Origin of the sequence: Rhizobium laguerreae (assembly GCF_002008165.1) — a bacterium.
Lineage (GTDB): Bacteria > Pseudomonadota > Alphaproteobacteria > Rhizobiales > Rhizobiaceae > Rhizobium > Rhizobium laguerreae.
The window spans coordinates 220,516-245,893 of record NZ_MRDM01000008.1 but is presented as its reverse complement, the minus strand read 5'-3'; the positions used below and the strand labels follow the sequence as shown (position 1 = coordinate 245,893).

Genomic DNA, 25,378 nt, shown 5'->3' with positions numbered 1-25,378 from the left:
GCAGATTTTCTGCCCCTTCGCCAGAATTACTTCCATATTCGCAGGCCTGTTGCTCCGCTAAAAACAGCACGAACACGCCAATAGGAAAGAGATGATGGAAAAGAGCGCAACCCGCATCGACTGGATCGGCAACAGCTGCCGGCTGCTTAAGGCGACGGCGGCCGAATTCGAGCGGACGCATCCGTTCGAGGGCCTGTCGATCGGCACCGGCATCCATCTGGAGCCGAAGACGGTGGCGCTGCTGATGACGCTTCGCGCCGGCGGCGCGCGTCTCGTCTGCACGGGCAATCTCAACAGTACCCAGCCTTCGACGGTCGAGTTCCTGCGTTCCCAAGGCATCACGGTTTTTGCCACGCAGACGACCGACCCCGCCGCTCATCATCAGAGCCTCGAAGCTGTGATCGCCGAAAAGCCGGATCTGCTTCTCGATAATGGCGGCGATCTTTTCGCCATCGCGGCGGAAAAACCCTACGCCAATCTCCGCGGCGGCACCGAGGAAACCACCTCCGGCCGCACCCGGCTGCTGCCGCTGCGCGAGCGCCTGAACATGCCGATCCTCGTCATCAACGACAGCCCCATCAAGCAGTTCGCCGAAAACAGGCATGCCGTCGGCCAGAGCCTGTTCGAAAGCTACCTCCGCTTCACCAACCGCTCCACCAACGGCAAACGCGTGACGGTCTTTGGCTACGGCGCCTGCGGCAAGGGCACGGCCGCCTGTTTCCGCAATGCCTTTTCCACCGTCAGCGTCGTCGATATCGATCCGGTGACGACGCTCGAAGCTCATCTCGATGGTTTCGTCACGCCGCTGCGCGATGCGGCGATCCGCTCGGCCGATATCATCGTCACCGTCACGGGTTTTGCCGGCATCGTGACGGCGGCCGACCTGCCGCTCGTCAAGGATGGCGCGATCCTGATGAATGGCGGCCATTTCCCGCATGAGATCGATGTCGAGGCTTTCCGCCGCCATCCCGATGTCACCGGCATCGACCGCTATGAGGCCGATCACGTCGAGACCTTCCATCTGAGCAACGGCCGCTCCTTCCATGTGCTGGGCAGCGGCCACATGGCCAATCTCGCCGGCCCGCGGCCGCTCGGCAATACTGTCGAGTCGATGGATCTCGGCTTCACCCTTCAGGCCCGCTGCCTGGAACGCATCGCTAAGGGCGAGGCCGACGCCCAATCCTGCATCGTGCCTGTGCCCTTCGATATCGACGCGATGGTGGCGAGCGCCTACCTCGATCTGGCGCGCTAGAGCGGTTCAGCTTTTCAAGGAAGCGCCGAACCGCTCTAACCTTTTGTTTTTGCCCAATTCCGGACGGAAAACCGCCTCGCACTTTTCCTGGAATTGCTCCAATTCCGCGGACGGATTAAATCAGTCGATCTCGATGACGAGCTTCCCGTCCGCCTGCCGGTCTTCGATCAGCCGATGCGCTTCGTCTGTATCGGCAAGGGTGAAGCGGCGCGGGTCGAGCTTCGGCATCACCTTGCCGGCTTCGGCGAGCTTTGCCATCTCCCGCATGATCTCACCGTGATGGGCGCGTCCATCGCCGGTCAGAAGCGGCAGCAGCGTGAAGACGCCGGAATAGGTGGCGGCCTTTAAGGAGAGCGGCGCCAGCGCGTGGCTTCCCCAGCCAAGGCAGCTCACGACATGGCCGAACTGGCTGACGGCTCGGAACGCCGTATCGAGCTCCTGGCCGCCGACCGTGTCGTAGACCAGATCGAACCCCCTGCCGCCGGTGTGTCTTGCGACATAACCTTCAACCGTTTCCACGTCACGATCGATCGGTGTTGCGCCGAGGCCGGCGAGATAGTCCGCTTTCGACGCGCCGTCGACCACGTAGACCTCGGCTCCGGCAGCCTTGGCGATCTGCGCGACGATATGGCCGACACCGCCGCCGCCAAGCACCAGAACCCTCTGGCCGGCCTTGACCCCGGCGCGGTCGACAAGCCCCTCCCAGGCGGTGATCGAGATCAGCGGCAGGGCGGCTGCCTCGCGCATCGACAGATTGTGCGGCTTTGGCGCCAGCAGCGCGGCGTCGATGGCTGCAAATTCGGCAAGCGATCCCTGAATGCCGCCAACCCCGCCGGTCATGCCGTAGACCGCGTCGCCGCGGCGGAAACCGCTGACGCCAGTTCCGATCTCTTCGACAACACCGGCCATATCGATACCGACAATGGCGGGAAGCGGATGGCGGGCATGCGCCGCATTGCCGGCCCGGATTTTAAGGTCGAGCGGATTGACGCCGCTTGCCTTGATGCGCACCAGAACCTGGCCTTCGCCGGGCACCGGTTTTGCAATATCGGCGATGCGCAACGGCGAATTCGGCGCTTCCGCCAGCAACGCTTTCATCGTTGATTGTACAGACATCGAACGCTCCTTTGTTCGCTCTGCGGCGTCTGCAGCGACACCGCAATTGGCGTGAGTAAAGATGGTTCATTGAAACGCGAATGAAAATGAAAGATAACGACTGAAGTCCATGCATTTTTGTTTGGCGGATGCGAACGATGGAATGGAGCGACCTCAAGCTGTTTCTGGCGATCGCGCGGTTCGGTACGCTGGGGGCAGCAGCCCGCAGCCTCGGACTGACGCAGCCGACGATGGGCAGGCGGCTGCGTGCCCTTGAAACCTCTCTCGGCCAGACGCTTTTCCAGCGCACGGCCGATGGCTTCGTCCTAACGGATGAAGGCGCGGCCGTGTTCTCCGGCGCCGAACGGATCGAGGAGGAGGCGCTCGCCGTCGAGCGTGTTCTTGCCGGCGGCAGCCGTCAGCTCGATGGTTTTCTCAGGCTGTCCTCATCCGACTGGTTCGGCGCGCATGTGCTTTCGCCGGTGCTGGCGGAATTCTCGCAAGTCCATCCGAAGGTGGAGGTCGAATTGTTGACCGACAGCCGGCTTCTCAGCCTGTCGCGACGTGAAGCCGACCTCGTCTTCCGTATCCAGCCTTTCACGGAGGCGGAGGTCATATCGCGCAAGCTCATTCATATCGAATACGGCGTTTACATCAGCCGCGGCGCGCCGCCCCCCGAAGCCGGCGACGGCGCGGGCACCCGCCTTGTCACCATGGACGAAGCTTTCGGCGACATGCCTGACGTCGGCTGGCTGCAGCGCCTGTTGCCGCGGGCCGACATCGTCATGCGCAGCAACAGCCGCGACGTGCAGGCGGCGCTCTGTGCCAATGGAGCCGGGCTCGCCGTCCTGCCGCGGCCGCTCGGCGATTCCTTTGCGGCCATCGAACTGGTCGATCTCGGTGAACCGCCGCCCGGCCGCGACACCTGGGTCGGCTATCACCGCGACATGAAACGCCTGGCGCGGCTGCGCGCCCTGCTGGACCTCGTCATCGAGAGATTGGCGCGCTGATCCGGCGCTGCCTCAGCGCTCCCAATAGGGGACGGGGCCATAAAGTTCCGCCAGATAGTCGATGAACAGCCGCACCTTGGCCGGCAGGAATTGCCGGCTGGGATAGACCGCCGACAGCGCGACATTGTGCGAGCTCTCATAGGCCGGCAGCACCTGCACCAGGCGGCCACGCTTGAGCTCTTCGCCGATATCCCAGGTGGAGCGCAGCGCGATCCCGAGACCGGCGATGACAGCTTCGCGGATCACCTCGCTGGAATTGGTGATCAGCAAGCCTTCCGGCCTGAGACTCAGCGCCCCGTCCGGCCCCTTCAGCCGCCAGGTGTCGTTATTGTGGGCCGGCAGGCAGCGATGGTGTTTCAGCTCGTCGATGTGCTTCGGTTCGCCATGCGCCGCAAGGTAATCCGGCGAAGCGCAGAGCAGCCGGCGCACCGGCGCCAGCCTTCGGGCAACGAGGCTCGAATCGGTGAGTTCGGCGATGCGGATCGCCAGATCGAAGCCGCCGCCGACGATGTCGCTGAATTCGTCGGTTAGCACCAGGTTGATCGCCAGCTCCGGATGCGCCTCCATGAAATCTTTCAGATGCGGCGCGATATGCATGCGCCCGAAGGAGGTCGGGGCCGAGATCTTCAGCGTGCCGTGCATCTGCGCCGAGCGGCCGGAAATATAGAATTCCGCCTCTTCGAGCCCGGCGAGAATGCCGAGAACCCGGTCGTAGAAGCCCTGTCCGGCTTCCGTCAGCGAGATCTGCCGCGTCGTGCGCTGCAGAAGCCGGGTGCCGAGCCGGTCCTCCAGCCGCTTGATCCGTTTGGAGACGACGGCCGGCGAAAAGCCGAGCGCCCGCCCGGCGAGCGACATGCTTCCGGTTGAAACGACCTTGGCAAAGATTTCGAGATCACCCAGATTGGTCATAAGGTTTTCGTGACTTTTTCCCCTTTTGGCATAAGTGCTTAGCATTTGCGCCACTTTCGGGAAAGTGCTAAGCCGATCTATCGGCGGCAGGGAGGTTCGCGGCCGGTTTCCGCTCATCTTCCCGCTGTCATTCCCTCTCGTCAGGGCCAGGGAGAACACCGTGTCCGACGCCATTTCGTTTCTCGAGCCGCGCGCCGACGTGCTGGCGCGCCGAGCCCAGATCGTCGCCGATCTGACCGATCTTCTGCCGGCGGAATGCCTGGTGCATGAGGCGCGCGAGCTGGTGCCGTTCGAGACCGACGCCTTCGTGTCCTATCGCCGCCTGCCGCTCGCCGTTGCCCTGCCGCGCACCACGGCCGAGGTTTCCGCCATCATGCGCTATTGCAATCGCTACGGCATTCCCGTCGTGCCGCGCGGCGCCGGCACCTCGCTCTCCGGCGGCGCCATTCCGCAGGAAGATGCCGTCGTTCTCGGCCTGTCGAAGATGAACAGCATCCTTGAAATCGATCTGCCGAACCGCGTTGCCGTGGTCCAGGCGGGCGTCACCAATCTCAATATTTCCGAATCCGTCTCCGCGGACGGCTTCTTCTATGCACCCGATCCGAGTTCGCAGCTTGCCTGCACCATCGGCGGCAATATCGGCATGAATTCCGGCGGCGCCCACTGTCTGAAATATGGCGTCACCACCAATAATCTGCTCGGCGTCAGGATGGTGCTGGTCGACGGCACGGTGATCGAGCTTGGCGGCAAGGCGCTGGATGCGGCAGGCTACGACCTGCTCGGCCTCGTCTGCGGCCACGAGGGCCAGCTCGGCATCGTCACCGAGGCGACGGTGCGGCTGATCGCCAAGCCGGAGGGCGCGCGCCCGGTGCTCTTCGGCTTCGAGAGCTCGGAAGAGGCCGGCGCCTGCGTTGCCGATGTCATCGCCGCCGGCATCATCCCGGTTGCGATCGAATTCATGGACAAGCCGGCGATCGAGATCTGCGAGGCCTTCGCCCATGCCGGATATCCCCTCGATGTCGGCGCGCTGCTGATCGTCGAGGTCGAGGGATCGGAAGCGGAAATGGACGCCGCGCTGAAGGACATCGTCGAGATCGCCCGCCGGCACGCTGTCAAGACCGTGCGCGAATGCCAGTCGGCGACCGAGGCGGCATTGATCTGGAAGGGCCGCAAATCCGCCTTCGGCGCCACCGGCCGCATCGCCGACTATATCTGCATGGATGGCACCGTGCCGCTCAGCCAGCTCTCCCACGTGCTGAAGCGGACCGCCGAGATCGTCGATCATTACGGCCTGCGCGTCGCCAACGTCTTCCATGCCGGCGACGGCAATATGCATCCGCTGATCCTCTTCAACGCCAATGATCCGGAGGATGCCGCCCGCGCCGAGGCGGCCGGCAACGATATCCTGAGGCTCTGCGTCGATGCCGGCGGCTGCCTCACCGGCGAACACGGCGTCGGTATCGAGAAGCGCGACCTGATGCGGCACCAATATTCCGAGGTGGATCTCACTCAGCAAATGGCGGCGCGCGCCGCCTTCGACCCCGGCTGGATCCTCAATCCGTCGAAGGTCTTCCCGCTCGAAGGGCGTCCCGCCGCATGATCGATCTGATGCCGAAGACCGAGGAAGAGGCGTCGGCGATCGTCCGCGCCCATGCGGAAGCCGGCAGGCCGCTCGCAATCTGCGGCGGCGATAGCCGCTCGGGCTTCGGCAATGCGGTTGCCGCCGAGGGCCGGCTGCGTTCGACAGGCCTGTCCGGCATCGTCGCCTATAATCCCGGCGAGATGGTCATGACCGTCCGATCCGGCACGCCGCTCGCCGAAGTCGAGGCCGCACTTCAGGACGGCGGCCAGATGCTCGCCTTCGAGCCGATGGATCATCGCCCTGTGATGGGCACATCGGGCGAGCCGACCATCGGCGGCGTCTTCGCTGCCAATGTCTCCGGCCCGCGTCGGCTGATCGCAGGTGCCGCCCGCGACAGCCTGCTCGGTGTGCGCTTTGTCAACGGCAGGGGCGAGATCATCAAGGCCGGCGGTCGGGTGATGAAGAATGTCACCGGCCTCGACCTCGCCAAACTGATTGCCGGCTCGCATGGCACGCTGGGCTTCCTCACCGAAGTCACCTTCCGTGTGCCGCCGCGCCCGAAGACGGAGCGGACGGTGGTGCTGTCAGGTCTCAACGACGCCGAGTCGGCAAACGCCATGGCGGCGGCAATGGCCCTGCCAGTTGAAGTCTCGGGTGCCGCCCACCTGCCGCTGACGGTGACGTGGAAATTCCTCGCCGGCAAATTGCCCGAGGGCGAAGCGACAGTTCTGCGCATCGAAGGCCTGCCGGGCTCGGTCGACGTGCGCATCGAAAAGCTTGCCGCGGCAATGTCGGCCTTCGCCACGGTCACGCGGCTGGAACAGCCGGAAAGCTCCAGGCTCTGGCAGGAAATCCGCGACGTGCTGCCTTATGCCGATGGCACCGCGCGACCAGTCTGGCGCGTCTCGGTCGCCCCCGGCACCGGCCATCAGCTGGTCGCAGCGCTCCGCCTTGAGGCCGGCGTCGACGCCTTCTACGACTGGCAGGGCGGCCTCGTCTGGATGCGCATGGAAGCAGGCCCCGAAGCCGAACTGGTCCGTCGCTACATCAAAGCGCTCGGCGGCGGCCACGCGACGCTGATCCGTGCATCGGGTGAGGCGAGGGCGGTTACATCGGCCTTCCATCCGGAGCCCGAGGCGGTAGCGATGCTGTCTCGGCGGGTGAAGGAAAAATTCGATCCGGCCGGCATATTCAATCCGGGGAAGATGGGGTGAGGGAGAAGATGGGTCTGCGTCTGAGATACCCCCCTCTGTCCTGCCGGACATCTCCCCCACAAGGGGGGAGATTGGCTGGGGGCTATGACTTCCCCAAACAATTCGGGCACTGCGACTCCGACACGGCAGATAGGAAGCGATGGTCCAACCTCTTGCCGATCTCCCCCCTTGTGGGGGAGATGTCCGGCAGGACAGAGGGGGGTATTCCAGGCACAACGCCCGACATCCTCCCCAAGCGGAGGCTCCGCTAGATGCAAACCAACTTCACCCCGACCCAGCTCCTCGATCCCGATGTCGCCGAATCCGAGCAGATCCTGCGCAAATGTGTTCATTGCGGTTTCTGCACCGCCACCTGTCCTACCTATGTGACGCTCGGCAACGAGCTCGACAGTCCGCGCGGCCGCATCTATCTGATCAAGGACATGCTGGAAAACGGTCGGCCCGCCGATGCAGAGGTCGTCACTCATATCGACCGCTGCCTCTCCTGCCTTGCCTGCGTCACCACCTGTCCCTCCGGCGTCGATTACATGCATCTGGTCGATCACGCCCGCGCCCATATCGAAAAGACCTATAAACGTCCGTTGATGAACCGGCTGACGCGCGCCATCCTTGCCGCCGTGCTGCCCTATCCCGGCCGTTTCCGCCTGGCGCTCAATCTTGCCCGCCTCGGCCGGCCCTTCGTCGGCCTGATGCGCGGTGGCGCACTGAAACCCTTTGCCGCCATGCTGGCGCTTGCGCCACGGCGAATCCCGGCCGCTTCGGACTTTGCAAAGCCCGGCACGTATCGGCCCGAGACGGAACGGCGCGGCCGGGTGGCGATGCTTTCCGGCTGCGCCCAGCCGGTGCTCGATCCCGGCATCAACGCGGCGGCGATCCGCCTGCTGACGCGGTTTGGCGTCGAGGTCGTGATGCCGGAAGGCGAGGTCTGCTGCGGCTCGCTGGTCCACCACATGGGCCGTGCCGAACAGGCGCTTGCTAGCGCGCGTGCCAATGTTGATATCTGGACACGCGAGATCGACGGGCAAGGCCTCGACGCGATCATCATCACCGCTTCGGGCTGCGGCACGACGATCAAGGATTACGGCCACATGCTGCGCCTGGATCTCGCCTATGCCGCAAAGGCGGCCAGGGTCTCGGCGCTGGCCAAGGACGTCACCGAATATCTGGCAACCCTCGACCTGCCGGCGCACACGCCGAAGGGCATCACGGTCGCCTATCATTCCGCCTGCTCCATGCAGCACGGCCAGCGCATTACGCTCGCGCCGAAGCAATTGCTGAAAGCGGCGGGCTTTACGGTGCGCGATCCGGCGGAAGGTCATCTCTGCTGCGGCTCCGCCGGCACCTACAACATCATGCAGCCGGAGATCTCGGCCGCGCTGAAGGCGCGCAAGGTCAAGAACATCGAGGCCACCAAGGCCGATATCATCGCCACCGGCAATATCGGCTGCATCACCCAGATCGCCACCGGCACCGGCATGCCGATCCTGCATACGGTCGAGCTTCTCGATTGGGCCTATGGCGGCGCTGTGCCGGAAAAATTAACAGGTTTGCCGTTAGGCTGAGACCTATTGCAGCGCCGCGCATCTTTTCGAGAGCCGCAAACGACGCTGTCTCGGAGGTTGGGCAATGTGGCGTGGAATGATCGTATTTGCGGGACTGCTCGGTGCGGGAGGTGCTGCCCATGCCGACAGTCGCTTTTTCTGTTCCGCCGATGACAAGGAAGCGCGCTTCACGGTCGAAAGCGGTTTCGAAAGCGCTGCCGGCCACAAGCTCAACCATTTCCGCGGCGCGCTGATCGTCAAGGATCCGGCCCAAGAGGCGGTGTTCGGAAAACGTGTTTTCGAATCGCAGCACCTGACCAACCATTGGTCACGTGACGGCGAACTGCTCATGGAAGTCTTCGACGGCGGCGAAGATGACACCGGTGGAGCAACGCTGGATCTGGTAGTCGTCGCCGGCGCGCGCGGCAAGCCGGCCGCAAATTTCAGCGGCAGCTATTCCCTGACCATCGAAGGCGGTGAAAAACCCTATGCCGTCGAGGGCAAGGTCAGCTGCGGCACCAAATAGAGCAATTTCAGGAAAAGTGCGAAGCGGTTTTCCCAGGCAAAGCGCGAAGCGGTTTTGCCGGGAATTGCGTAACAATAAAAGGTTAGAGCGGTTCTGCGCTTCTATGCGCTGAACCGCTCTAACACCGCAGCTGAAATTTGTTACCAGTGGAACGAAACGCCGACGTTGACGGCATTCGTGAAGATATTGGTCTTCAGGTCCACGCCGCTATCGATCGGAACGTCGATGCGCGAATAGGTGCCCTTGTATTCGACGAAGGTCGACCAGCGCTCGGTCACCTTGAAGTCGACGCCGGCCTGGGCCTGCAGCGTCACGCCGCCGAATTCGTAGGCCCAGGTCTTGCCCTCGGGACGAATCACTTCGACATGCGGAATGTTCACGCCGATACCGGCGCCGAGATAGGGCGTCCAGCGGCGGGCCGGATCCTGGAAGCGGTAGAGACCGTTCACCGTGATGAGGTTCAGGCCGTCGGTGAATTCGAAATGCGACCAGCCGGCCTTGGCCAGCGTATCGTCGTCGGCATAGACCTTGTCATGGGTAAAATCGAGCGAGATGCCCCAGTTCGGCTTGTTGAAGTCCTCGAGCCACCAGGTGACGCGGGCACCGTAATAAGGCGGGCTGCCGAAGGACTTGCCTTCCCAGCCGGCGGTGAAACTCGTGCCGTCCGAAAGGTCGACGCCGCTGTGCGGTGCGGTCTGGTAGCCGCCGTAAATGGAGAATTGCAGGTCTTCCGCCAAGGCGGAAACTGCCGAACAGACGGTAAAAAACGCGATGCCCGCAAGCAAGGAAGCGGAGGAACGCAGCGCAGATATCATTGAATAGCCCCGAAACAAATATGTCGACTCTTAGGCAGTGTGCCAGCTTTTGGCCGCAAAGTCTAAGCAAAACAAAAGGCGCGTCAAACTGCGCCTTTCGTTTTTTTGGTAAGTGTTGCTCAGCCGCCGAACATCGTGCGCAGCACGTCGATGCCCCTGTCCTCGAACGCCACTTTGCCCTGCCTGTTGCCGGGGCCGATGACGATCACCTTGGTGCCGACGGAGGCGCGATCGTAAAGATGCATGACGTCGGCGTTCATCATGCGGATGCAGCCGGAAGACATGTTGAGGCCGATCGTCCAAGGCTGGTTGGTGCCGTGGATGCGGAAGATCGTGTCGCGGCCGCCCTGGTAGAGATACATGGCGCGGGCGCCGAGCGGATTGTCCTCGCCGCCTTCCTGGAAAGCGGGAATGATATGGCCCTTGGCGGCTTCGCGGCGGCGCATCTCGGCCGGCGGCGTCCAGCTCGGCCATTCGGCCTTGCGGCCGATCTTGACGACCCCCGACCAGCCGAAGCCGTCGCGGCCGACGCCAATGCCGTAGCGGGTGGCGCGATTGTTGCCTTCGACGAGATAGAGATACTTGTTGTTGGTATCGATGATGACGGTGCCGGCGGCCTCCGTCGTGACCAGCCGCACTTTCTTGCGCTTGAACTGCGGCTTCACATATTTCGGCATCTGCGCCACGCGCACGATCTGCGCCGGGCGCCGTGCATTGTCGGACGCGGAGCCGGCGGGTGCAGCAAAGGCGGATGTGGACATCAAGGACAGGACAAGTCCGGCAGCAGCCAGACCCGACATTAGTTTGATCATGATCGATTCCCCTCAAGCAAATCCGCTCGAAGCTACATGAACTTCTGCCCGATTCAAGATCGGTGTGGCCGGATAAAGCATTTTTAGAGAAGGGAGCCGCTTGTTCTTGCTGCTCCCTGAATATTAGGTGTGCCGTTACATGACGATGACGCGGGTCCCGACATTGACGCGGTCGTAGAGGTCGACGACGTCTTCGTTGCGCAGGCGGATACAGCCGGAGGAAACGGCGCTGCCGATCGACCAGGGCGCGTTGGTGCCGTGGATGCGGTAAAGCGTCGAGCCGAGATACATGGCGCGCGCACCGAGCGGGTTTTCCCCGCCGCCATCCATGCGCGCCGGCAGATAATGGCCCTTGGCGGCTTCGCGGCGGACCATCTCGGAAGGCGGTGTCCAATCCGGCCATTCGGTCTTGCGGGTGATCTTGTGGGCGCCTGCCCATTCGAAGCCCGGCTTGCCGACGCCGACGCCATAACGCCGCGCCTTGCCGCCTTGCATCACCAGATAAAGGAAGCGGTTGTTGGTATCGATGACGATCGTGCCGGGCTTTTCCGTGGTGTCGTAATCGACCATTTGCGGCAGGTATTGCGGTTCGATCGGACGACGGATCGACGGGATGCCGGGATTGATCGCCGAAATGGTCTGTGGTGTGGCCTGCGGCGCCTGGCGCAGCACGCGGCGCTGGAAAAGGCCGCGCTGCTGCCGCTGAACGACCGGCCGCTGATAGACGACGGGACGAACCCTGCCGCCGCCCAGCTGGTTGATCCAGGGCGCGGTCAGATCCGGGCTGAGCACGACGGGCGGGCGGGTTGCGTAGCGGTCGTCTGCAATGGCGGCCGTGGAGAAAATGCCGAAGAGGGCTGCGGCAAGAACAAGCTGTTTCATCATCGGACGGACTCTCTACAAATGACCGAAAATGTGGCTGGCGGGACATGTCCCCCCGGACGGAGATGTTCCGCCCGGGAAAGACGCTGCCACCCTATCCGCCAGCGAATGGTAAAGATCGATTCATGAAAAGCCGACCGACGGGATAAACTTTTCGTCAGGGTTACCGTTCGGTTTGGAAAGACGGTTTGCAAATGGTAAAGCCGGAATCATGAGCAGAGAACGAAGCGGACCCCCGCAGAATGAAGGATCATGAGCGCGACTGGCATCATCATCGGCGAGGACGGCAGGAGCCGCTGCCACTGGCACGCCAACCTGCCCGATTATCTCCGGTATCATGACGAGGAATGGGGCCGCCCCGTCACCGATGATACCCGCCTCTTCGAGAAGATCTGCCTCGAAGGCTTTCAGTCCGGTCTTTCCTGGCTGACGATCCTGCGCAAACGCGAGAATTTCCGCGCCGCCTTTTCAGGTTTCGATTTCGAAAAGGTCGCCCACTTCGGCGAAGGGGATGTCGCTCGCTGTCTTGCCGATGCCGGCATCATCCGCCATCGCGGCAAGATCGTCTCGACCATCAACAATGCCAAGCGCGCAATCGAACTCCGGGACGAATTCGGCTCGCTCGCCCATTATTTCTGGCGTTACGAGCCCGGCCATAACGAGCGGCCGGCGGTGGTCGACCGCGAGCATATCGTCGCCAATCCGACGACGCCGACATCGGTGGTCATTTCGAAGGATCTGAAGAAACGCGGCTGGACCTTTGTCGGCCCGACCACAGTTTATGCTTTCATGCAGGCGATGGGTCTCGTCAACGATCATCTGGAAGGCTGCTTCTGCCGGCCCGAGGTCGAGGCGATGCGCGCCGCTCTGGTTCGCCCATGAAAGATCATTCCGTGAGAACACTGATCGCCGCCGCTGCCCTTTTCCTCCTGACCGTCTCTGCTATGGCGCAGACGCCGCAACTCGACCCCGGCGAGAAGCTGGAGAAGCTGCAATTCCCGGCCGTCACCATGCAGTTGAAGGGCTGGACGAAGTTCGGCAATGGCCATGTTTATACGCTGCCGGTGCGCGCCGGCCAGCACCTGAAGATCAGTTTTTCCACCAAGAGCAAATTTGCCTTCCTGGCGATTTTCGACCTGTCGAAACCCGATGACGAGGCCTTCTTCGGCACCGACGAGGACGGCATGAGCTTCGAGACGACGATCAAGGAAAACGCCACCTGGCTGCTGCGTCCCTATTATTCCAAGGTCTCGCCGCGCCGTGGCCTCGGCGCTCCCTTCAGCATCCTGATCGAGCCGCTGGTGGCTGCGCCGCCAGCGAAACCGCCGGCCGAGCCGGAGCGCCCCTCGCTCTTCCCGAAGGCCCCGCCGAAGCCGCAATGAGGCAGAGGGTGCGCCCGGCTTAGCCGAGCCGGTCGATCAGGTCGCGCAATTCGCCGAGGTGGTCGATCTTGCGGAAACGCGGCGCCTCTTTCGGCTCGTCCACATGTTCCAGCACCCATGTCAGTTCGTGCGGCACGAAGACGCCGTAGCTGCCGGCGGCGATCGCCGGCACGATGTCCGATTTCAGCGAATTGCCGACCATCATCGCCCGCTCCGGCCCATCGCCGACCTTGGCGAAGATGCGGCGATAGGTGACGGCGGTCTTGTCGGAGACGATCTCGACGGCATCGAAGAAGTCGCCGAGCCCGGACTGGGCAAGTTTGCGCTCCTGATCGAAGAGATCGCCCTTGGTGATCATGACAAGCAGGTATTTGCCGGCTAGCGCTTCCAGCGTCTCGTGCACATGCGGCATGGTCTCGACCGGATGGTTGAGAAGATCGCGGCCGGTATCGAGGATCTTGGCGATGACGCTCGATGGAACCTTGCCCTCGGTGATCTCGATCGCGGTTTCGACCATCGACAGCGTGAAGCCCTTGATGCCGAAGCCGTAGTGGCGAAGGTTGCGTTTTTCGGCCTCCAGCAGCCGTTCGGAAATCTTCGGCCCTTCGGCGAAATCGGCTAGAAGCCCGGTGAAATGCGCTTCCGTCAGCCGGTAATATTGTTCGTTCTGCCAGAGTGTATCATCGGCATCGAAGCCGATCGTGGTCAGTGGTCGCGTCGTCATATGCGTACCTCTTAAAATATTGCCGGCAATCTATCGGCCGCCTGTGTCGAGACAAGGGCATCCGCCTCCGTAGAGCCAAGCTACGGCGTTGAAAAGCGCCGCCGCCGCACTACATGAAAATCGCCTCACCTTGCAGCCAGCCACGGCTGTGCCTGTCATCTGCAGGCCAATAATCAAAAAATGAAGTTCTTGAGTTCGCAAGCCCCTCTTGCGGCAGACACAAAGGAATTTTTCCACCATGCGTTACAATCAACTTGGAAATACGGGACTTTTCGTCTCGGAAATCTGCCTAGGCACGATGACCTTCGGTGAAGCCAAGCAAGGCAGCGCCTGGGGCGCCATCGCCGATGTCGACCAGAGTGCCGCCGACCGGATCGTCGAGCGCTCACTTGCATCAGGCGTCAATTTCATCGACACGGCCGACGTCTATTCATTCGGCGAGTCCGAAAGGTTGCTCGGCCAGGCGCTGAAGAACCTCGACATCCCGCGCAAGGACGTCGTCATCGCTACCAAGGTCTATGGCGTCATGGGCGACAAGCCGAACGACCGCGGCGCCTCGCGCGGCCATATCATGGATTCGGTTGAGGCTAGCCTCAAGCGCCTGCAGACCGATCATATCGACCTCTATCAGATCCACGGGACCGATACGGTGACGCTGATCGAGGAGACGCTGCGCGCTCTTGACGATCTCGTTTCCCGCGGTCTCGTGCGCTATATCGGCGTCTCCAACTGGCAGGCCTGGCGCATTTCCAAGGCGCTCGGCCTGTCGGAACGCCGCGGCTTTGCCCGTTTCGAAACCGTGCAGGCCTATTACTCTATCGCCGGCCGCGATCTCGAACGCGACATCGTGCCGATGATGCAGGAGGAAAAGCTCGGCCTGATGGTCTGGTCGCCGCTCGCCGGCGGTCTGCTCTCCGGTAAGTACGGTCCCGGCGCGCCCGGCAACGGCGAGGGACGCCGCGCTAGTTTCGATTTCCCGCCCGTCGACAAGGACAAGGCCTGGGCCTGCGTCGCCGTCATGCGCGAAGTCGCCGAAAAACACGGCGTCAGCGTCGCCACCGTGGCGCTCGCCTATATCCTCGCCAAACCTTTCGTCACGACGGTCATCATCGGCGCCAAACGTGTCGACCAGCTCGACCAGAACCTTGCCGCCGTCAAGCTGAAGCTCGATGAAGACGATATGAAGAAGCTCGACGAGGTGAGCGCGCTGGCGCCCGAATATCCGGGCTGGATGCTGGCACGACAGGGCGCCGGCCGCCGCCCGGCCGATTTCGAGCCGAAGGACTGAGATCTCATAAGTCTTGGGGAACGCCGGACATCCGGCGTTCCCCTTTTCATCAACGATCGGCTACTTGCCGTGGGCCTTGAGCCAGGCGTTCATCTCGGCGATCTCGGCTCGCTGTGAATGCCGGCTGCAACCAAATACTGCCGGCGGTCATATCCGGATCACCAGCCGGCAATGACCTTGTGCTCGATCCTATAATCGTTGCTTTCTTCGCCGAGCGGCACGACCGGCCATGTCCAGGCCGCTTTTGCCGGCGGCGGCAAAACGCCGTGCAGCAGGTCGGCCTCTTCATGCGTCTTGCCGTTGCGGTCGATGACGGCATAGGCGATGTCGGTTACTAGGCAGTTGCGGCAGGGAAGCCCCGCAAGTCCGGTCAGATGTGCCGTGATCAGCCTTTCCACCGTGTCTTCAGGCATTCGCCCGGCCTCGGCCTCATGGCGCCGTTTCACGCCGCGACCGATCTGCGACAAGAGGTTGGCGGAAACCACGAAGTCGAGATAGGGCACGCCGCGCAGGAAGCCGAGCGGTTCGGGCTCGCGGCCGGCGGCAAGTTCGTCATAGCCGGAGAGATCGCGCTCGATCAGCCGGACGTTGCGATAGAATTTGGCCGACAGCCACAGGCGCACCGAGGCGAGATGAACGAGATCGACCAGGACGACGGTGTCGAAATCCCGCGCCAGCACTTCGATCGGCACGTCGCGCAACAGGCCGGAGCCGAGGACGACGGCGGTCCGCTTCTGCCTGAGGTCGGCCGCTGCTGCCAGGATCGCCTTCCGGCTCATCTCCTCATGTTCGGCCCAATCCGCCGCACAGCGCCCGGCCCGCGACCAGAGATTGACGGAATAGCGGATGAACTTTCGACACGGCTTGCCGGTCAGCGGCAAGGTCGCGGCATAGAGAAGCGCCTCAGTGATCATGAGCATATCCGCATTTCTGGTGGACGCCTCTTCGTTCAATCGATTCCGGTCTTGAGATCAAGGGCCTTCGCCCTTGCCGCTCCCCGCCCAATCCGCTAGGAAACCGCCACTGTCACAGTCAGTGGAATTCCCGGAAATGAACGACAAGCAGAAGAAACCGCAAAAGCTCAAGGCCCGCCTGCCGCGCGGCTTCGTCGACCGCACGGCCGGTGATATCCGCGCCGTCAATGAGATGACGGCAAAAATCCGGGAAGTCTATGAGCATTATGGTTTCGATCCGCTCGAAACGCCGCTGTTCGAATATACCGATGCGCTTGGCAAGTTTCTGCCCGATAGCGACCGGCCGAACGAGGGCGTGTTCTCGCTGCAGGACGATGACGAGCAATGGATGTCGCTGCGCTACGACCTGACGGCGCCGCTCGCCCGTCATGTCGCCGAGAATTTCAACGAGATCCAGCTGCCCTATCGCACCTATCGCGCCGGCTACGTCTTCCGCAACGAGAAGCCAGGCCCAGGCCGGTTCCGCCAGTTCATGCAGTTCGATGCCGATACCGTCGGCGCGCCTGGTGTTCAGGCCGATGCCGAAATGTGCATGATGATGGCCGATACGCTGGAAGCCCTCGGCATCAAGCGCGGCGATTACCTCATCCGCGTCAATAACCGCAAGGTTCTGGATGGCGTGCTCGAGGCGATCGGTCTCGGCGGCGACGACAAGGCGGGGCAACGGTTGAACGTGCTGCGCGCCATCGACAAGCTCGACAAGTTTGGCCCGGAGGGCGTGGCCCTGCTGCTCGGTCCCGGCCGCAAGGATGAATCCGGCGACTTCACCAAGGGCGCAGGGCTCGATCAGGCGCAGATCGACAAGGTACTGTTCTTCGTCGGCATCAAGGACTATGCCGAAAGCGCTCAACGCCTCGCCGAGCTGGTTGCGGGAACCTCCAAAGGTGGCGAAGGCGTCGACGAGCTGAATTTCATCGGTGCACTCGTCACCAGCGCCGGCTATGGCCCTGACCGCATCAAAATCGACCCCTCCGTCGTCCGTGGCCTCGAATATTATACAGGCCCGGTCTATGAGGCCGAACTGACCTTCGACGTTACCAACGAGAAGGGCGAGAAGGTCGTCTTCGGTTCGGTCGGCGGCGGCGGCCGTTATGACGGCCTCGTCTCCCGCTTCATGGGCCAGCCGGTTCCGGCGGCGGGCTTTTCGATCGGCGTCTCCAGGCTGATGACGGCGCTGAAGAACCTCGGCAAGCTCGGCGCCAGCGAGGTCATCGAGCCGGTGCTGGTGACCGTCATGGACGGCGATGTCGAGGCGATGGGCCGCTATCAAAGGATGACGCAGGAACTGCGCGCCGCCGGCATCCGCGCCGAGATGTTCCAGGGCAACTGGAAGAAATTCGGCAACCAGCTGAAATATGCCGATCGCCGCGGCTGCCCTATCGCCATCATCCAGGGCGGCGACGAGCGCGCGACAAGCGTCGTGCAGATCAAGGATCTGATCGAGGGCAAGCGGCTCTCCGGCGAGATCGAGGACAATGCCAGCTGGCGCGAAGCGCGCGTAGCGCAGGAAACGGCGCCGGAAGCCGACCTCGTCGCCAAGGTGAAGGAGATTCTTGCTGCGCAGGCCGAGGATCGGAAGCGAGCGGCGAATGTCTGAGGCGTTTCCGGCACGACCGTCGCCTATTATTCGGAGCCCGGCATGCCCCTGATCAACCTCCCCGAATTCGCCAACGACCTCATCGCCGAATTCATCGAGCGCAACGCCGAGCGCATCGACACGCCTGTCATTCAGCCGGCCGAACCTTTCCTTGATATTGCCGGTGAGGACCTGCGCCGCCGCATCTTCATGACGGAGAGCGAAACCGGCGCCAGCCTTTGCCTGCGTCCCGAATTCACCATTCCCGTCTGTCTGCGCCACATCGAGACGGCGACCGGCACGCCGAAGCGTTATGCCTATCTCGGCGAGGTTTTCCGCCAGCGTCGCGACGGCGCCAACGAATTCTATCAGGCCGGCATCGAGGATCTTGGCGATATCGACCTGTCAAACGCCGACGCCCGCGCCATCGGCGATGCCACCGGCATTCTCGCCCGACTGCTGCCGGGTCGGCGCTTAGCCGTGACATTAGGCGACCAGGCGGTGTTCGAGGCCGTCGTCCAGGCGCTCGGCCTGCCGCTTGGCTGGCAGAAGCGTCTGATCCACGCCTTCGGCAATATGACGCAGCTGGAGGCGCTGCTTGCCAGTCTCGTCAGCCCGCAATTCGTCACCGGGCTGGACGACGATATCGCCAGGCTTGTCGCATCAGGCGACGAGCAGGCGCTGGTCGCTCATCTCGAGCGCGAGATGCAGAAGACCGGCTATTCGACGAATGCCGGCCGCTCGCCTCTCGAGATCGCCCGACGGCTCAAGGAAAAGCTCATCCTTTCCGAAACGCGCCTCGACGATGCGGCCTTCCATGTGCTGGAAGAGTTCCTGTCGCTCGACGTGCCGCTCGTCAATGCGTCCGCAGCCCTTTCCGGTTTCGCCGATGCTGCCGGGTTGAAACTCGGCAACGCGCTCGCCCGCTTCAACGGCCGCGTCGCAGCACTTTCCAATGCCGGCGTCGATCTTTCCTGTCTCGACTACCGTGCCGCCTTCGGGCGGCCGCTCGATTATTACACCGGCCTCGTCTTCGAGGTGACGGTCGAAGGCTCGACCGCGGTTCTCGCCGGCGGCGGCCGTTTCGACCGGCTCCTGACTTTCCTCGGTGCGACGGACCGCATCCCGGCCGTCGGCTTCTCCTTCTGGCTCGACCGCATCGAAACCGAAAGGGCAGCTGCATGACCATCACCATCGCGCTTCCCTCCAAGGGCCGGATGAAGGAAGACGCGTCGGCGATCTTCGAGCGTGCCGGCATGACGATCTCGGCGGTCGGTAACGATCGCTCCTATCGCGGCCGCGTCGAAGGCTGGGACGATGTGGAAATCGCCTTCCTCTCGGCTTCCGAAATCTCCCGTGAAATCGGCAACGGCACCGTCGACTTCGGCGTCACCGGCGAGGATCTGATGCGGGAAGGTTTTGCCGAAGTCGACAAGCGCGTCGAATTCTGCGCCCGCCTCGGCTTCGGCCATGCCGATGTCGTCGTTGCTGTGCCGGAGATCTGGCTCGATGTCGAGACCATGGCCGATCTCGTCGATGTCGCCGCCGATTTTCGCGCTCGCCACGGCCGACGCCTTGCCATCGCCACCAAATACTGGCGGCTGACCCAGCAGTTCTTTTCGAGCCAGCACGGCATCCAGCTTTATCGCATCGTCGAAAGCCTGGGCGCCACCGAGGGCGCTCCCGCCGCGGGCTCGGCCGATATCATCGTCGATATCACCTCCACCGGCTCGACGCTGCGGGCCAACCACCTGAAGGTGCTCCAGGACGGTGTCATCCTGCATTCGCAGGCCTGCCTGGTGCGGGCCCGAAAGGAAAGCCACGCCGGCGAGCCCGCCGTGCAGGCGATCATCGAGGCGGTGCGCGCGGCCCTCTGATCCCGGCCATTCAGGCACGAGAAAACCCGCCGTCGGATGACGGCGGGTTTCGTATTTGCGGGAGGGTGTCTGCTGGTATCAGGCGGCCACGTAGGCGCCGCGGCGTGCGTCGATCGAATAGGCACCGGCACCAACGGTGGCGAGCAGGATGTACGCACCGGCCAGCGTGACGTTCTTCATGACCATGATCTGGTTGAGAATATTCACGAGTTCCGTGCCGCTTGCGTAGGGCAGGTGGAAGGCAACACCCGTGAAGACACAGAAGGCGGCGAGCAGCCAGCCGGCGATGCGGACCTGGAAGCCTGTGAGAACCGCAAGGCCGGCCAGCAATTCGAAAAGGCCTGCGGCATAGGCCAGCAGGCTTGCTGCGGGCAGCCCGGCACCAGCGATCATGCCCGTAGTACCGGCAGGATCGGCCAGCTTCATGAAGCCGGAAAGGATGAACATGAAGGAAAGAAGAATGCGGGCAGTCAGAATGATGGCGTTCGACATAGATGGTCTCCGTTTGAAGGGCTCTGGAGATCTGGGTGCCCCGGCACCTGTTGGACCTCGTATGCCACCTATGTCGCCTTTTTCTTCCTTTATGGAAAGATAAACGAAAGGGGACAGTTCGTTCAATAATATGAAACGATGTCATGCCGTCGTCGCTTGCCTTTCACGAAGCCGATCTCTTATGGTCGGCTGATAACATGGAGAATCCGATGGCAGATCTGTCCGCATTTCCGATCACGACGCGCTGGCCGGCTAAGAATTCCGACATCATCCAGCTCTATTCCCTGCAGACCCCGAATGGGGTGAAGGTTTCCGTCGCCCTGGAAGAGCTCGGGCTTGCCTACGAGCCGCATTATATTTCCTTCGCCGCCAACGAGCAGAAGTCGCCGGAATTTGAATCTCTCAACCCGAACGGCCGCATTCCGGCGATCATCGATCCGGACGGTCCCGACGGGAAGCCGATCGGCCTTTTCGAATCCGGCGCCATTCTGCTTTACCTCGCCGAAAAAACCGGCAAGCTCATCCCTGCCGATGCCGCCGGCCGATATGAAACCATCCAGTGGGTGTTCTTCCAGATGGCGGGCATCGGCCCGATGTTCGGCCAGTTCGGACATTTCTACAAATTTGCCGCCGACAAGGTCGCCAACAATTCCTATCCGGTCGAGCGTTATCGCGACGAATCCAAGCGCCTGCTCGGCGTGCTAGAAGACCGGCTGAAAGGTCGTGAGTGGATCATGGGCGATCAGTACACGATCGCCGACATCACCACCTTCACCTGGGTTCGCGGTGCCGATATTTTCTATGGCGGCCGCGAGGTTCTCGAATACGCGAAATTTCCCGCCGTCTCGGATTGGCTGGAGCGCTGCATCGCTCGTCCGGCAAGTGCCAGAGGCCTCAACATACCGGTCAAGCCGGAGTAACGAACGACCCAAGAGATCGCCGATCCCGCCCCTCATCCGGCTGCCGCCACCTTCTCCCCGTAAACGGGGCGAAGGGACAATCCGCGACCTTTCCGTTCCCCGCCTACCTACCGCAGGGCAGGTCCCCTCGCCTCGCGAGCGGGGAGAGGGTTAGGGTGAGGGGCAGCCATTCCGGCCTATCGTCGGCTTGTGATCTGCTTTGCGCCTTCCAGCTTGAAGCGCGGAAAGACGAAGACGCCGACCATGCTGCCGCTGAATTTTTCTTCCAGACCGTTGGACTCGCCCATGCAGAAGAGCGGCTGGCGAAAGCCGTTCGGCATGATGATCGTCGTCGAAAAACAGAAGGAGGAGCAGCGCGCCGCCGCCTGCTCGAACAGCTCCAATATGTGGCTGCGGTCCTTGGCATCATAGCAGCGGATCAGGCTGAGCAGTCCGCATTCCTGTGCGGCGAGGTCGTGCAGCATCGCGCTCCACTCGCCGAGACGGAGCATGCCGCTCGAAAAATCTCCAGTCCAGGCTTCGGAAACGGAAAACTGCGCCAACATCTCGTGATTTTGATTGGCGTCATCAAACGAGCCGGGCGTCAAAGGTACGGCTGCATTGGCTCTGGCGATCTTAAACAAGGCGTTCTCCCGTTCGGATGCGGCTCCCGCCGCACGCTCGGCAAACACAAAGAAACAGGATCACGCAGCAGCGGGCATGATGCCCGCGCTTCATCCGGCGATTATTGCCACGGCCATCTGGCCTCCGTAACCGGAGCCCCTCGAAGCCGGACGTTCACGTATCGCCTTCCGCGCTCCGGCCTCGTCCATTGGCGAAAAATTATCGCCGGGCGCGCATTAATTCAGCGCGGATTTATAGGAGCTTTTGGACAAACGGCAACGGCTTTTTAAGGGGTCTTCGGATCGGCCTCTTTTCTTAGGATGTCTGCATCTTCGGCCTATTTCGCGAGAATTGGCATGGGAGGATCAGCTTTGAAAGCTTTGCAAACGTTTTCACTCCACGTCAGGCCGGAAATACTGCAGCAGCACTGCGATCTCTCGCATGTCGGCAGGCTGATAAATACGCAGGCAGCGCAAGTTTGGCGCAAGCTTCGTGCCCGGGGCCCGCAAGAGAGAACTGCGCAGGCGTTCGTCGGCTATGCAAATCACTGTGCCGCGCGTCGAATCGCTTTGGGCAAAAGAAAAGGGCGACCCGAGGGGCCGCCCTTCCTGTTCCGGATGCCGGAATGGTGGTCAGTGATGGCTTTCGCCTATCACATCATGTCCATTCCGCCCATTCCGCCCATGCCGCCCGGCATGCCGCCGCCAGCCGATTCTTTCTTCGGCAGTTCGGCGATCATGGCTTCGGTGGTGATCAGCAGCGATGCAACAGAAGCAGCGTTCTGCAGCGCCGTGCGGACGACCTTGAGCGGGTCGACGATACCCATGGCGATCATGTCGCCATATTCGGACGTCTGGGCGTTGTAGCCGAAGTTGTCTTCGTTCTTGTCGAGGACCTTGCCGACAACGATCGAGGCTTCGTCGCCTGCGTTTTCAGCGATCTGACGAACGAGCGACTGCAGGGCGCGGCGAACGATGTTGATGCCGGCTTCCTGGTCGTCGTTTGCACCCTTGACGGTGATCTTCGTGGAGGAGCGGAGCAGAGCGATACCGCCGCCGGGGACGATGCCTTCCTGAACTGCAGCGCGCGTCGCGTTGAGCGCGTCGTCGATGCGGTCCTTCTTTTCCTTCACTTCGACTTCCGTCGAGCCGCCGACGCGGATGACGGCAACGCCGCCAGCGAGCTTGGCAAGACGTTCCTGCAGCTTCTCGCGGTCGTAGTCGGAGGTGGTTTCTTCGATCTGCGCCTTGATCTGGGCAACACGGCCTTCGATGTCGGTCTTGGCGCCCGAACCGTCGACGATCGTGGTGTTTTCCTTGGAGATCGAAACCTTCTTGGCACGGCCGAGCATGTCGAGCGTGACGGATTCGAGCTTGATGCCGAGATCTTCGGAGATGACAGTGCCGCCCGTCAGGATGGCGATGTCTTCGAGCATGGCCTTGCGGCGGTCGCCGAAGCCGGGAGCCTTGACGGCAGCAATCTTCAAGCCGCCGCGCAGCTTGTTGACGACGAGCGTTGCGAGGGCTTCGCCTTCGACGTCTTCAGCGACGATGAGGAGCGGCTTGCCGGTCTGAACGACGGCTTCGAGAACCGGGAGCATCGACTGCAGGTTCGAGAGCTTCTTCTCGTGAAGGAGAATGAAGACGTCTTCGAGGTCGGCGATCATCTTTTCCGGGTTGGTCACGAAGTAGGGGCTGAGGTAGCCACGGTCGAACTGCATGCCTTCGACGACTTCGAGTTCGGTTTCGGCGGTCTTGGCTTCTTCAACCGTGATAACGCCTTCATTGCCGACCTTCTGCATGGCTTCAGCAATGTCGAGACCGACCTGCTTGTCGCCATTTGCCGAAATCGTGCCGACCTGTGCAACTTCTTCCGAAGTCGAGATCTTCTTGGCCTTGGCCTGGAGATCCTTCACGACGTCGGCGACAGCAAGGTCGATGCCGCGCTTCAGATCCATCGGGTTCATGCCGGCTGCAACGGCCTTGTTGCCTTCGCGAACGATCGCCTGGGCAAGAACGGTAGCCGTCGTGGTGCCGTCGCCGGCGATGTCGTTGGTCTTCGAAGCAACTTCGCGGACCATCTGTGCGCCCATGTTTTCGAACTTGTCTTCGAGTTCGATTTCCTTGGCGACCGAAACGCCGTCCTTGGTGATGCGCGGAGCGCCGAAGGACTTGTCGATGATGACGTTACGGCCCTTCGGGCCGAGCGTGACCTTCACTGCATCGGCGAGAATGTCGACGCCGCGCAGCATCTTTTCGCGCGCGGTGCGGCCAAACTTGATTTCTTTAGATGCCATATTCTTAACTCCTGAATTCGAGTTGTTCGGGCAAAATGCCCGTCAGCCATTTCGGGAAAGCAGGTCGGCCGATCAGCCGATGATGCCCATGATGTCGGCTTCCTTCATGATCAGAAGGTCTTCGCCGTCGATCTTGACTTCGGTGCCGGACCACTTGCCGAACAGGATGCGGTCGCCAGCCTTGACGTCGAGTGCGACGACCTTGCCGGACTCATCGCGCGCGCCGGAGCCGACGGCGACGATTTCGCCTTCCTGCGGCTTTTCCTTGGCGGTATCGGGAATGATGATGCCGCCCTTGGTCTTGGCTTCGGACTCAACGCGGCGAACAACGACGCGGTCGTGAAGGGGGCGGAAGTTGGTGCTTGCCATTGTCTAATCCCTCGATCGAATGACATTCGCGGACCGGAGTGGCCCACATGGATAGATGTTAGCACTCCCTTGCGGCGAGTGCTAGCAACGAGCATTTAGGGATGGCTCCGAGAGGAGTCAATGAGACCAATCACGAATTTTTGTGCCGGAATTGTGAAGAGGCCGGAGAATAGTCGGAGATTGCGGCCGAAACCCGGGCGCAGCCGAACTCGTCCGCACTCGGCGATCTACCGCTTCGCGATAATCGTCGTCAAAACCCATTGCCCTTCCGCTCTGCCGGACCGCCGTTCGAGCTCTTCGCATTGGCCCGGCAGCGAAGAAAATGCCTTGCCATCGCCTTGCGCCTTTGCAATGTCACCGGTGACTGAAGCAAATCGGGAAATCGGAATGGCCAAGCGGATAGAAAACTTCTCGGAGATATCAGGTCACTACGATGTGGTGCTCTGCGATGTCTGGGGCGTCGTTCACAACGGCGTCGATCCGTTCCCGAAGGCGGCCGCAGCCCTTGAAGCGGCACGTGAAAGCGGCCTTGCCGTCGTCCTCATCACCAATTCGCCGCGCCTTTCCTGGCAGGTGGTCGAGCAGCTGCGCCAGATCGGCGTTCCCGACAGCGCCTATGACAGGATCGTCACCTCTGGCGACGTCACGCGCGGTTTGATCGCCGAAGGGCCGAACACCGTCTTTCTGCTCGGCCCGGAGCGCGACAAGGCGCTTCTCGAAGGCATTGGCGTCGAGCGCCGGCCGGCGGGCGAAGCGCAATCGCTGGTCTGCACCGGCTTTTTCGACGACGAGACGGAGAAGCCGGAGGATTACACCGATATGCTTCTCGATTTCAAAGCCCGCGACGTGCCGATGATCTGCGCCAATCCCGACCTCGTTGTCGAGCGCGGCCATCGCATCATCCCCTGCGCCGGCGCCATGGCCGCCTATTACGAGCAGCTCGGCGGAAAAACCCGCATCGCCGGCAAGCCGCATCGGCCGATCTACGAGGCGACGCTAGCGGCTGCCCGCGAGCTTCGCGGTGATTTCCCGGTCGACCGCGTGCTGGCGATCGGCGACGGCATGCCGACCGATGTGCGGGGCGCCTTGAATTACGGCCTCGACCTCCTCTACATCAGCGGTGGCATCCACGCTAAGGAATATACTCTCAACGGCGAGACCGACGAGGCGATCCTCAACGCCTATCTTGAACGGGAAAACGCCGCGCCGAAGTGGTGGATGCCCCGCCTTGCATGAAGA

The 25,378-nt window shown here is 62.1% G+C and carries 25 protein-coding genes; 14 read left to right on the top strand and 11 right to left on the bottom strand.

The annotated features are described in order from the left end of the window. The first annotated feature begins 94 nt into the window (after positions 1 to 94). Complete coding sequence (locus BS630_RS05960; protein WP_077976645.1) at positions 95 to 1,252, top strand: adenosylhomocysteinase; 1,158 nt, start codon at positions 95 to 97, stop codon at positions 1,250 to 1,252. 120 nt (positions 1,253 to 1,372) lie between these two features. Here the strand turns inward: BS630_RS05960 and BS630_RS05955 are convergent, their stop codons facing one another. After that, entirely contained in the window at positions 1,373 to 2,368 is a 996-nt protein-coding gene (locus BS630_RS05955; RefSeq protein WP_077976644.1) for a zinc-dependent alcohol dehydrogenase family protein, read from the bottom strand. Between the two features lie 137 nt (positions 2,369 to 2,505). On the opposite strand from BS630_RS05955, the gene BS630_RS05950 reads away from it, so the two are divergent. Beyond that, the gene (locus BS630_RS05950; protein WP_077976643.1) at positions 2,506 to 3,357 is read left to right on the top strand and encodes a LysR family transcriptional regulator; all 852 of its coding nucleotides are present in this window, start codon (positions 2,506 to 2,508) and stop codon (positions 3,355 to 3,357) included. A gap of 12 nt (positions 3,358 to 3,369) precedes the next feature. Here BS630_RS05950 and BS630_RS05945 read toward each other — a convergent pair whose 3' ends face one another. Next, on the bottom strand, positions 3,370 to 4,266 hold the full coding sequence (locus tag BS630_RS05945) for a LysR family transcriptional regulator (RefSeq protein WP_077976642.1): 897 nt from the start codon (positions 4,264 to 4,266) through the stop codon (positions 3,370 to 3,372). Between the two features lie 160 nt (positions 4,267 to 4,426). On the opposite strand from BS630_RS05945, the gene BS630_RS05940 reads away from it, so the two are divergent. The 4 genes from BS630_RS05940 (at position 4,427) to BS630_RS05920 (ending at position 9,129) form a co-directional block, all read left to right on the top strand. After that, on the top strand, positions 4,427 to 5,866 hold the full coding sequence (locus tag BS630_RS05940) for an FAD-linked oxidase C-terminal domain-containing protein (RefSeq protein ID WP_077976641.1): 1,440 nt from the start codon (positions 4,427 to 4,429) through the stop codon (positions 5,864 to 5,866). Continuing rightward, on the top strand, positions 5,863 to 7,062 hold the full coding sequence (gene glcE, locus BS630_RS05935) for a glycolate oxidase subunit GlcE (RefSeq protein ID WP_077976640.1): 1,200 nt from the start codon (positions 5,863 to 5,865) through the stop codon (positions 7,060 to 7,062). Before BS630_RS05940 ends, glcE begins: the two co-directional genes overlap by 4 nt. Before the next feature lie 251 nt (positions 7,063 to 7,313). Beyond that, a complete protein-coding gene (gene glcF / locus BS630_RS05925) occupies positions 7,314 to 8,624 on the top strand; it encodes a glycolate oxidase subunit GlcF (protein WP_077976639.1) in 1,311 nt (436 codons plus the stop codon). A 64-nt stretch (positions 8,625 to 8,688) separates the two neighbouring features. Continuing rightward, positions 8,689 to 9,129, top strand: coding sequence for a hypothetical protein (locus BS630_RS05920; RefSeq protein ID WP_077976638.1), 441 nt, complete (start codon positions 8,689 to 8,691; stop codon positions 9,127 to 9,129). Positions 9,130 to 9,269: 140 nt separating this feature from the next. Here BS630_RS05920 and BS630_RS05915 read toward each other — a convergent pair whose 3' ends face one another. The 3 genes from BS630_RS05915 to BS630_RS05905 form a co-directional block, all read right to left on the bottom strand. After that, the gene (locus BS630_RS05915; RefSeq protein WP_077976637.1) at positions 9,270 to 9,944 is read right to left on the bottom strand and encodes an outer membrane protein; all 675 of its coding nucleotides are present in this window, start codon (positions 9,942 to 9,944) and stop codon (positions 9,270 to 9,272) included. Positions 9,945 to 10,063: 119 nt separating this feature from the next. Further along, positions 10,064 to 10,756, bottom strand: coding sequence for a L,D-transpeptidase (locus BS630_RS05910; protein WP_017959135.1), 693 nt, complete (start codon positions 10,754 to 10,756; stop codon positions 10,064 to 10,066). 135 nt (positions 10,757 to 10,891) lie between these two features. Beyond that, on the bottom strand, positions 10,892 to 11,641 hold the full coding sequence (locus BS630_RS05905) for a L,D-transpeptidase (RefSeq protein ID WP_077976636.1): 750 nt from the start codon (positions 11,639 to 11,641) through the stop codon (positions 10,892 to 10,894). Between the two features lie 249 nt (positions 11,642 to 11,890). Between BS630_RS05905 and BS630_RS05900 the strand changes: the two genes are divergently transcribed. Both BS630_RS05900 and BS630_RS05895 read left to right on the top strand, forming a co-directional pair. Further along, positions 11,891 to 12,520 carry a DNA-3-methyladenine glycosylase I gene (locus tag BS630_RS05900; protein WP_077976635.1) on the top strand — a complete coding sequence of 210 codons (630 nt, stop codon included), beginning with the start codon at positions 11,891 to 11,893 and terminating at the stop codon, positions 12,518 to 12,520. Then, positions 12,517 to 13,020: a hypothetical protein gene (locus BS630_RS05895; RefSeq protein WP_077976634.1), complete on the top strand. Its 504-nt coding sequence runs from the start codon at positions 12,517 to 12,519 to the stop codon at positions 13,018 to 13,020. The genes BS630_RS05900 and BS630_RS05895 overlap by 4 nt, the downstream gene beginning before the upstream one ends. A gap of 19 nt (positions 13,021 to 13,039) precedes the next feature. Here BS630_RS05895 and BS630_RS05890 read toward each other — a convergent pair whose 3' ends face one another. After that, positions 13,040 to 13,744 (bottom strand): HAD family hydrolase, encoded by a 705-nt coding sequence (locus BS630_RS05890; protein WP_077976633.1) that lies wholly within the window; start codon positions 13,742 to 13,744, stop codon positions 13,040 to 13,042. A gap of 238 nt (positions 13,745 to 13,982) precedes the next feature. Here BS630_RS05890 and BS630_RS05885 point away from each other — a divergent pair, with 238 nt between their 5' ends. Further along, positions 13,983 to 15,032, top strand: coding sequence for an aldo/keto reductase (locus tag BS630_RS05885; protein WP_077976632.1), 1,050 nt, complete (start codon positions 13,983 to 13,985; stop codon positions 15,030 to 15,032). 158 nt (positions 15,033 to 15,190) lie between these two features. On the opposite strand, the gene BS630_RS05880 is transcribed toward BS630_RS05885, so the two are convergent. Next, the gene (locus BS630_RS05880; protein WP_077976631.1) at positions 15,191 to 15,952 is read right to left on the bottom strand and encodes a hypothetical protein; all 762 of its coding nucleotides are present in this window, start codon (positions 15,950 to 15,952) and stop codon (positions 15,191 to 15,193) included. 130 nt (positions 15,953 to 16,082) lie between these two features. On the opposite strand from BS630_RS05880, the gene hisS reads away from it, so the two are divergent. The 3 genes from hisS to hisG are packed head-to-tail and all read left to right on the top strand — an operon-like array spanning position 16,083 to position 19,459. Beyond that, positions 16,083 to 17,603 carry a histidine--tRNA ligase gene (gene hisS, locus BS630_RS05875; RefSeq protein ID WP_077976630.1) on the top strand — a complete coding sequence of 507 codons (1,521 nt, stop codon included), beginning with the start codon at positions 16,083 to 16,085 and terminating at the stop codon, positions 17,601 to 17,603. 42 nt (positions 17,604 to 17,645) lie between these two features. Next, positions 17,646 to 18,767, top strand: coding sequence for an ATP phosphoribosyltransferase regulatory subunit (locus BS630_RS05870; RefSeq protein ID WP_077976629.1), 1,122 nt, complete (start codon positions 17,646 to 17,648; stop codon positions 18,765 to 18,767). Next, complete coding sequence (gene hisG / locus BS630_RS05865; RefSeq protein ID WP_020048629.1) at positions 18,764 to 19,459, top strand: ATP phosphoribosyltransferase; 696 nt, start codon at positions 18,764 to 18,766, stop codon at positions 19,457 to 19,459. The genes BS630_RS05870 and hisG overlap by 4 nt, the downstream gene beginning before the upstream one ends. A 78-nt stretch (positions 19,460 to 19,537) precedes the next feature. Here the strand turns inward: hisG and BS630_RS05860 are convergent, their stop codons facing one another. Beyond that, a complete protein-coding gene (locus BS630_RS05860; protein ID WP_077976628.1) occupies positions 19,538 to 19,951 on the bottom strand; it encodes a DoxX family protein in 414 nt (137 codons plus the stop codon). A gap of 209 nt (positions 19,952 to 20,160) precedes the next feature. On the opposite strand from BS630_RS05860, the gene BS630_RS05855 reads away from it, so the two are divergent. Then, the gene (locus BS630_RS05855; RefSeq protein ID WP_077976705.1) at positions 20,161 to 20,871 is read left to right on the top strand and encodes a glutathione binding-like protein; all 711 of its coding nucleotides are present in this window, start codon (positions 20,161 to 20,163) and stop codon (positions 20,869 to 20,871) included. 176 nt (positions 20,872 to 21,047) lie between these two features. On the opposite strand, the gene BS630_RS05850 is transcribed toward BS630_RS05855, so the two are convergent. From BS630_RS05850 to groES, 3 genes are all read right to left on the bottom strand, one after another. Further along, a complete protein-coding gene (locus BS630_RS05850; protein WP_077976627.1) occupies positions 21,048 to 21,494 on the bottom strand; it encodes a hypothetical protein in 447 nt (148 codons plus the stop codon). A 632-nt stretch (positions 21,495 to 22,126) separates the two neighbouring features. Then, positions 22,127 to 23,770, bottom strand: coding sequence for a chaperonin GroEL (gene groL, locus BS630_RS05840; RefSeq protein ID WP_003545786.1), 1,644 nt, complete (start codon positions 23,768 to 23,770; stop codon positions 22,127 to 22,129). Between the two features lie 72 nt (positions 23,771 to 23,842). Continuing rightward, positions 23,843 to 24,139, bottom strand: a complete 297-nt coding sequence (gene groES / locus BS630_RS05835) for a co-chaperone GroES (protein WP_003545797.1) — start codon at positions 24,137 to 24,139, stop codon at positions 23,843 to 23,845. Between the two features lie 387 nt (positions 24,140 to 24,526). Between groES and BS630_RS05830 the strand changes: the two genes are divergently transcribed. After that, positions 24,527 to 25,375, top strand: coding sequence for a TIGR01459 family HAD-type hydrolase (locus tag BS630_RS05830; RefSeq protein WP_077976626.1), 849 nt, complete (start codon positions 24,527 to 24,529; stop codon positions 25,373 to 25,375). Positions 25,376 to 25,378 lie beyond the last annotated feature (3 nt).